The organism is Xenorhabdus sp. PB30.3, assembly GCF_963895965.1.
Classification (GTDB): Bacteria; Pseudomonadota; Gammaproteobacteria; order Enterobacterales; family Enterobacteriaceae; genus Xenorhabdus; species Xenorhabdus stockiae.
In genome coordinates, this window is record NZ_CAWQMW010000149.1 from 21483 (window position 1) to 28917 (window position 7435).

Below are 7435 nucleotides of genomic sequence, written 5' to 3' on the forward strand. Positions count from 1 at the left end.
TATGAAATATATCACTATCCATCCGGGAAAAATGACGCTTGAAGAGTTACGCCATATCTATCAGCATCCGGTACAAATAACGTTAGATGAGCAATGCTTTGCGGCGATAGAGAACAGTGTTGAATGTGTTAACCGCATCATTAACGAAAACAGAACTGCTTACGGAATTAATACGGGTTTTGGATTACTGGCAAATACCCGAATTGCAGAACAGGATTTAGAAGAACTGCAACGTTCGATTGTTATGTCACATGCGGCGGGTGTTGGTGAACCGTTGCCGGATGAAATTGTCCGTTTGATGGTTGTATTAAAAATTAACAGTTTAGCCCGTGGTTACTCAGGTATCCGTCTGGAAGTGATTCAAGCCTTGATAGCATTGGTGAATGCCGAAGTTTACCCTTGTATTCCGGCTAAAGGGTCGGTCGGGGCTTCTGGTGATTTGGCTCCGCTGGCACATATGAGCCTGTTATTGCTGGGTGAGGGCAAAGCCCGTTATCGCGGGGAATGGTTGCCGGCAAAAGAAGCCCTGGCAAAAGCGGGTCTTCAGCCATTTACACTGGTCGCAAAAGAGGGACTGGCATTACTGAACGGCACTCAGACTTCAACGGCATTTGCCCTGAAAGGCTTGTTTGCAGCGGAAGAATTACTGGCATCAGCCGTTGTGTGTGGCGCTTTATCTGTTGAAGCGGCTCTGGGTTCCCGTAAGCCATTTGACGCACGTATTCATGAAGTCCGCGGGCAGCAGGGGCAAATTGATGTTGCAGCTTTGTACCGGTTTGTATTGGAAGAGAAAAGTGACATTTCTGCCTCCCACGAAAACTGCCCGAAAGTTCAGGACCCTTATTCACTGCGTTGCCAGCCTCAGGTCATGGGTGCTTGCCTGACCCAAATTCGCCATGCTGCTGATGTCATTATGGTTGAGGCTAATGCTGTTTCTGATAACCCACTGGTTTTCACTGAGCAGGACGAAGTAATTTCCGGCGGGAATTTCCATGCTGAACCTGTCGCGATGGCATCGGATAATCTGGCTCTTGCGCTGGCGGAGATTGGTGCACTGGCAGAACGGCGGATTGCTCTGCTGATGGATAGCAATATGTCTCAGTTGCCTCCGTTTCTGGTCAAAAACAGCGGTGTGAACTCTGGATTTATGATTGCTCAGGTAACCGCAGCTGCACTGGCAAGTGAAAATAAGGCGTTAGCACATCCTTCCAGTGTTGACAGCCTGCCGACGTCAGCGAATCAGGAAGATCATGTTTCTATGGCACCGGCAGCAGGTCGTCGCTTGTGGGAAATGGCGGATAACGTCAGGGGTATTCTGGCAATTGAATGGCTGACGGCATGTCAGGGCATCGATTTCCGTGAAGGGTTAAAGAGTAGCCCGACGCTTGAGAAAGCCCGTCATATTCTGCGTAATAAAGTGAAGTATTACGATAAAGACCGTTTTTTCGCACCGGATATTGAGGCAGCTATCCAGTTATTGGCAGAACAGCAACTTTCTGCATTATTACCGGCAGATAAGATCCTGCCGATTGGTAATATCCTGAAAAACCACATAAACTAAATCGTCTGAAGGCCGGTTTTCCCGGCCTTATCGTTGTATTTATCTTTCACATCTAATAATAAAAGAAATAGGGATAAATCATGCAAAACACCTCACAACTCAAGCGTGGGCTAAGTGTTCGTCATATTCGGTTTATGGCACTGGGGTCGGCAATTGGTACCGGGCTTTTTTATGGTTCTGCGGGAGCTATTCAGGCCGCAGGGCCGGCGGTATTGCTGGCGTATATTATCGGAGGAGCCGCTGTTTTTATGGTTATGCGGGCATTGGGGGAAATGGCGGTTCATAACCCTGTACCCGGTTCATTCTCTCATTATGCCAGCCATTATCTGGGGCCGCTGGCGGGTTTTCTGACCGGATGGACTTATGTCTTTGAAATGCTGGTGGTCTGTCTGGCGGATGTCACGGCATTTGGCCTCTATATGAAATTCTGGTTTCCCCATGTTGATCAATGGATTTGGGTTCTCGGTATCGTCTTGTTTATTGGGGCGATAAATCTGTGTAACGTTAAAGTTTTTGGTGAGATGGAATTCTGGCTTTCCATCATAAAAGTGGTTGCTATCATTGCCATGATTGTCGGTGGTTTTGCAATCATGATGTTCGGATTTAATCAGGGAACCGACCATGCAACTGGTTTATCAAATCTCTGGGAACATGGCGGCTTTATGCCGAACGGCGTTACCGGGATCATTGCTTCATTTACCGTTGTGATGTTTGCATTTGGTGGTATTGAAGTTATCGGCATTACCGCCAGTGAAGCGAAAAATCCGACATATTCTATCCCAAGAGCCATCAATGCTGTTCCTGTGCGTATTCTGTTGTTTTATGTTCTTACCCTGTTTGTTCTGATGTGTATTTATCCGTGGAATCAGGTTGGTCAGAATGGCAGCCCATTCGTGCAAATTTTCTCCAGCCTAAACTTCAACTACGCTGCCCATATTCTGAATCTTGTCGTTATTACAGCGGCAATTTCAGCTATCAACAGTGATATTTTTGGTGCCGGACGGATGATGTATGGCATGGCGCAGAAAAAGCAGGCACCTGCTTTTTTCAACAAACTGACAAAACATGGTGTGCCGTGGGTGACTGTATTGGTGATGTCAGTCATTTTGCTGGTCGGTGTATGGTTGAATTATATATTACCGGAAGAAATCTTCTTGATTATCGCTTCTATCGCAACCTTTGCCACGGTATGGGTATGGCTGATGATTCTGTTATCGCAATACATGATGCGTCGGAAAATGCCTGTGGAAGAAGCTGAACAACTGCAATTTCCTGTACCGTTCTGGCCGATAGCGCCAATGCTGACAATCGCATTTATGGCATTTATCATAGTGGTGCTGGGTTATTTCCCGCATACACGTGTTGCGTTATATGTGGGGATCGGTTGGGTAGCATTACTGACCGCCTGCTATTTCCTGTGGGTCAAGACATCGGGTGAGAAAAAAGCCTGATTAATAAAAAAGATAGTGTTTATGAAAGCCATCTTGTCAGAGCAGGATGGCTTTTATGTTTTTGTCGAACTCACATATGCTTTTCACCTGAAATAATTCACATGCTCAGATAGCTGATTTGTGGCGGGGATCGTGGCAAACTAGCAGACTTAATATTCTTGAGGTTTAGAGGTGCTTGTGGATAAGATTTTTGTAGATGAAGCCGTCGCGGAGCTGCATACCATTCAGGATATGCTGCGCTGGGCAACCAGCCGTTTCAGTGCAGCCGGCATCTATTATGGTCATGGGACAGATAACCCATGGGATGAGGCTTTGCAATTGGTTCTTCCAACATTGCACCTGCCTATCGATATACCAGAAAACATGATGGCATCCCGCCTGACGACAACGGAGCGTCATCGTATTGCTGAATGTGTTCAGCGTCGTATCAATGATCGCATTCCGATCGCTTACCTGACTAACCGTGCATGGTTCTGTGGGCATGAGTTTTATGTTGATGATCGGGTTCTGGTACCACGTTCACCTATTGGTGAGTTGATTAACAATCAATTTGCAGGGTTGCTACCACAAGAGCCATCAACCATTCTGGATCTGTGCACCGGAAGCGGTTGTATTGCGATTGCGTGTGCTCATGCTTTCCCTGAGGCAGAAGTTGATGCAGTTGATATTTCTGCTGATGCCTTAGCTGTGACAGAACAGAATATTGAAAACCATGCTCTGTTACATCGTGTCATACCAATCCGCTCTGATATGTTCCGCGATATGCCTCCGATGAAATACGATCTTATCGTGACTAATCCACCTTATGTGGATGAAGAAGATATGAGTGACTTGCCGGATGAATTTCATCGTGAACCGGAGCTGGGTCTGGCTGCGGGAGTGGATGGGCTGGATCTGGTTCGTCGTATTCTTGCGACCGCCCCGGATTTCCTGACAGAAGAGGGTGTGCTGATATGTGAAGTCGGTAATAGCATGGTTCACCTGATCGGACAGTATCCTGATGTACCATTCACATGGCTGGAATTTGAACATGGCGGCGGTGGCGTCTTCATGCTGACTCGTAGCCAGTTAGTCGAATATCACGAACATTTTCACCTGTTCAAAGATTAAAGTTCGTTACACACAATATTAATCCCAATGGTTAAAGTGTTCTTTAGCACATTTTATGCCCGATAAACTTCAAGCTATACACAATGGATTTCAAGATACGTCGCCAACAAAGAGGCAACTTGAAAGACGAAGTGTATACAACGGGTAATATGAGGTGAGTCCTTATATTTCCCCGCATCTTGAAGTTGAATTGGTATAGTTAAATAAAACGGGTGAAATAAATTATGCTTTAACCATTTGTTAGTTTATTGTTATTTAACATCTAATCTTAATACATAAGAAATAATGGCAGGATAGGTATGGCAGGCAACAGTATTGGACAGTTTTTCCGTGTCACCACATTTGGTGAATCTCACGGTCTTGCATTGGGTGGAATTGTTGATGGTGTTCCACCTGGTATTGTTATTTCGGAAGCCGATTTGCAAATTGATCTGGACAGGCGTCGTCCCGGGACTTCCCGTTATACCACTCAGCGCCGTGAACCCGATGAGGTTCGCATACTTTCTGGTGTTTTTGAGGGAGTAACAACCGGAACCAGTATTGGCTTATTAATTGAAAACACCGATCAACGCTCGCAAGACTACAGTGCTATCAAAGATGTTTTCCGTCCCGGTCATGCAGATTATACCTATGAACAAAAATATGGATTGCGCGATTATCGCGGAGGTGGACGTTCATCTGCCCGCGAAACTGCAATACGTGTTGCTGCAGGAGCGATTGCCAAAAAATATTTATTCGAAAAACATGGTATTCGTGTCCGTGCCTGCCTGACTCAGATGGGAGATATTCACTGCGAAATGAAAGACTGGGATCTGGTTGAGCAGAACCCATTTTTCTGTCCTGATGAAAGTAAATTAACTCAGCTTGACGAATTATTACGTGCCCTGAAGAAAGAAGGGGATTCCATTGGGGCCAGAGTGACCGTTGTGGCTGAAAATGTTCCGGCTGGATTAGGAGAACCGGTTTTTGACCGTCTGGATGCCGACATTGCCCATGCGCTAATGAGCATTAATGCTGTGAAAGGCGTAGAAATTGGTGATGGTTTTGGCGTAATTGGCCTGCGTGGCAGCGAAAACAGGGATGAAATCACCTCTCAGGGTTTTACCAGTAACCATGCGGGCGGCATTTTGGGTGGGATCAGTAGTAGTCAGCCTATTGTTGCCCACATTGCGCTGAAACCGACATCCAGCATTATGGTTTCAGGTAAAACAATTAATCGGCAGGGCGAAGAAGTGGATATGGTTACACGGGGTCGGCATGATCCTTGTGTTGGTATCCGCGCAGTGCCTATTGCAGAGGCGATGATGGCGATTGTCCTGATGGATCATCTGCTGCGCCAGAGAGCACAATGTGCTGATGTGTCACCTTCGCTTCCAAGCTGGTGAACCAGAAGTTCAATAAATATGAACAGGTGCCGAAAGACACTGTGATATCGGATAAGCAATTTTCTGGTGAAATACATCATGGAATGGTCATTACTGGGTCCGGAAGTTTATGGTTTTCTCTTTTTAGTTGCTCTGGTTGCAGGTTTTATCGATTCAATAGCAGGTGGTGGCGGGTTGTTAACGATCCCCGCTTTATTATCCACAGGTATTACGCCGGTTCAGGCACTGGCAACAGGGAAACTTCAGGCTGTAGGTAGTTCACTCTCTGCCAGCCTGTATTTTATCCGCCGGGGGATCGTAAGCTTACATTCTCAACGATTTGCCATCACGATGACGGTTTTGGGCGGAATGTCAGGCGCATTACTGGTTCAGTTCGTATCACCGGATTTACTGCGCTATGCCTTACCGGTTCTGGTTATGATTATCGGCCTTTACTTCCTGTTGGTACCCAATATAGGTGCAGAAGATAGACCGCGCCGTCTGGGGCCGATTGCATTTGGTTGCCTTGCCGGGGGAGGAATCGGATTTTACGATGGTGTATTCGGGCCGGGAACCGGCTCTTTTCTGGCACTTTCTTACGTCATGCTCTGTGGTTACAATCTGGCTAAGGCAACTGCACATGCAAAAGTGCTGAATTGCGCAGCTAATCTCGGTGCATTAGTTTTCTTTATTCTTGGCGGGCAGGTTTTATGGCTGCTGGGTTTTGTTATGCTGGCCGGTCAGATGATTGGAGCACGCTTAGGAGCCGGTTTGGTATTAAGCAGAGGGCAGAAATTGATTCGTCCGATGCTGGTAACCATCTCTTTTTTAATGAGCATCAAATTGCTTCATGAACAGCATGGTGAAACCATCCGTTCCTGGCTGGCATTTTATTTTTAATTTTTAGGATTGTATTAATAAATGGCTGAACATCATTATCAACAACTAATTGAAATTTTTGATAATTGCTTTAGCGATGACTATAACACCCGTTTGATCAAAGGCGATGATGAGCCAATTTATCTACCCGCAGATGATAGAGAAGTTTATAACCGGGTAGTATTTGCCCACGGCTTTTACGCCAGCGGTTTACATGAAATTTCCCATTGGTGCATTGCAGGTACAGAGCGTCGTAAATTGGTTGATTTTGGTTATTGGTATTGTCCCGATGGCCGCGATGCTCAAACTCAGGCTGAATTTGAAAAAGTCGAAATTAAACCTCAGGCATTAGAGTGGCTATTCTGTATGGCTGCTGGCTTTCCGTTCAACATTAGTTGCGATAATCTGGACGGTGATTTTGAGCCGGATCGTTTTACTTTTCAGCGGAAAGTTCATGCTCAGGTTATTGCATACCTTGAAAATGGAATCCCCCTACGCGCGGCGCGCTTTATTCGTGCCCTGCAATCGTTTTACAATACCCCTCCACTAAAGGCAGAACATTTTCCTGACCCGGAAAATCCTTTTGCTAACTGATTTGATTTTTGAGGAAAAACAATGCTCGCAGAGTTTGAAACACGCATTCTGGCACAGATAGATGACATGGTTGAATATGCCAGTGATGACGAATTATTTGCTGGTGGATACCTGCGCGGGCATCTGACGCTGGCCGTTGCTGAACTGGAGCTGGAAGGTGCTAATACGATTGAACAGCTTCATCAGCGTGTAGAGGAAAGCGTTCAGAAAGCAATTAAGGCTGGTGAATTGACACCACCGGATCAGGTTTTGATTTTATCCACCTGGAAAAAGCTATTGGATAGCGCGAGAGCATGATGTATTGACGCTATTTTGAGGGTTGTTTTACAGCCCTCTCTTACATAGAAATGCGTAGCGCTTCGCAATTAATGATAAATAACAGATAATCTTAAATATTGAATGTTCTTTTATGAAAGAAATAAAGTAAAATCATTGGGTAGTGTAAGATTTTATTTTTATATATTAAAGTTACGTGC

At 45.6% G+C, this 7435-nt stretch carries 7 protein-coding genes; all 7 read left to right on the plus strand.

Features of this window, described 5'->3' with window-relative positions:
• Position 1: 1 nt before the first annotated feature.
• The 7 genes from hutH (at position 2) to AACX38_RS14400 (ending at position 7256) form a co-directional block, all read left to right on the plus strand.
• On the plus strand, positions 2-1561 hold the full coding sequence (gene hutH / locus AACX38_RS14370; RefSeq protein ID WP_228864722.1) for a histidine ammonia-lyase: 1560 nt from the start codon (positions 2-4) through the stop codon (positions 1559-1561).
• 80 nt (positions 1562-1641) lie between these two features.
• Positions 1642-3012, plus strand: a complete 1371-nt coding sequence (locus tag AACX38_RS14375) for an amino acid permease (RefSeq protein WP_228864723.1) — start codon at positions 1642-1644, stop codon at positions 3010-3012.
• A 177-nt stretch (positions 3013-3189) separates the two neighbouring features.
• Positions 3190-4122, plus strand: a complete 933-nt coding sequence (prmB, locus tag AACX38_RS14380) for a 50S ribosomal protein L3 N(5)-glutamine methyltransferase (RefSeq protein WP_228864725.1) — start codon at positions 3190-3192, stop codon at positions 4120-4122.
• 299 nt (positions 4123-4421) lie between these two features.
• Positions 4422-5507, plus strand: a complete 1086-nt coding sequence (gene aroC / locus AACX38_RS14385; RefSeq protein ID WP_228864726.1) for a chorismate synthase — start codon at positions 4422-4424, stop codon at positions 5505-5507.
• 78 nt (positions 5508-5585) lie between these two features.
• Positions 5586-6386, plus strand: coding sequence for a sulfite exporter TauE/SafE family protein (locus tag AACX38_RS14390; protein ID WP_099121102.1), 801 nt, complete (start codon positions 5586-5588; stop codon positions 6384-6386).
• 21 nt (positions 6387-6407) lie between these two features.
• Positions 6408-6959: an elongation factor P hydroxylase gene (locus AACX38_RS14395; protein WP_228864728.1), complete on the plus strand. Its 552-nt coding sequence runs from the start codon at positions 6408-6410 to the stop codon at positions 6957-6959.
• A 21-nt stretch (positions 6960-6980) separates the two neighbouring features.
• Positions 6981-7256 (plus strand): YfcL family protein, encoded by a 276-nt coding sequence (locus AACX38_RS14400; protein ID WP_099121104.1) that lies wholly within the window; start codon positions 6981-6983, stop codon positions 7254-7256.
• Positions 7257-7435 lie beyond the last annotated feature (179 nt).

Coding starts and splice junctions, on each gene's coding strand:
- hutH (WP_228864722.1), top strand. CDS start 2: ATGAAATATATCACTATCCATCCGGGAAAAATGACGCTTGAAGAGTTA.
- AACX38_RS14375 (WP_228864723.1), top strand. CDS start 1,642: ATGCAAAACACCTCACAACTCAAGCGTGGGCTAAGTGTTCGTCATATT.
- AACX38_RS14395 (WP_228864728.1), top strand. CDS start 6,408: ATGGCTGAACATCATTATCAACAACTAATTGAAATTTTTGATAATTGC.
- AACX38_RS14390 (WP_099121102.1), top strand. CDS start 5,586: ATGGAATGGTCATTACTGGGTCCGGAAGTTTATGGTTTTCTCTTTTTA.
- AACX38_RS14400 (WP_099121104.1), top strand. CDS start 6,981: ATGCTCGCAGAGTTTGAAACACGCATTCTGGCACAGATAGATGACATG.
- aroC (WP_228864726.1), top strand. CDS start 4,422: ATGGCAGGCAACAGTATTGGACAGTTTTTCCGTGTCACCACATTTGGT.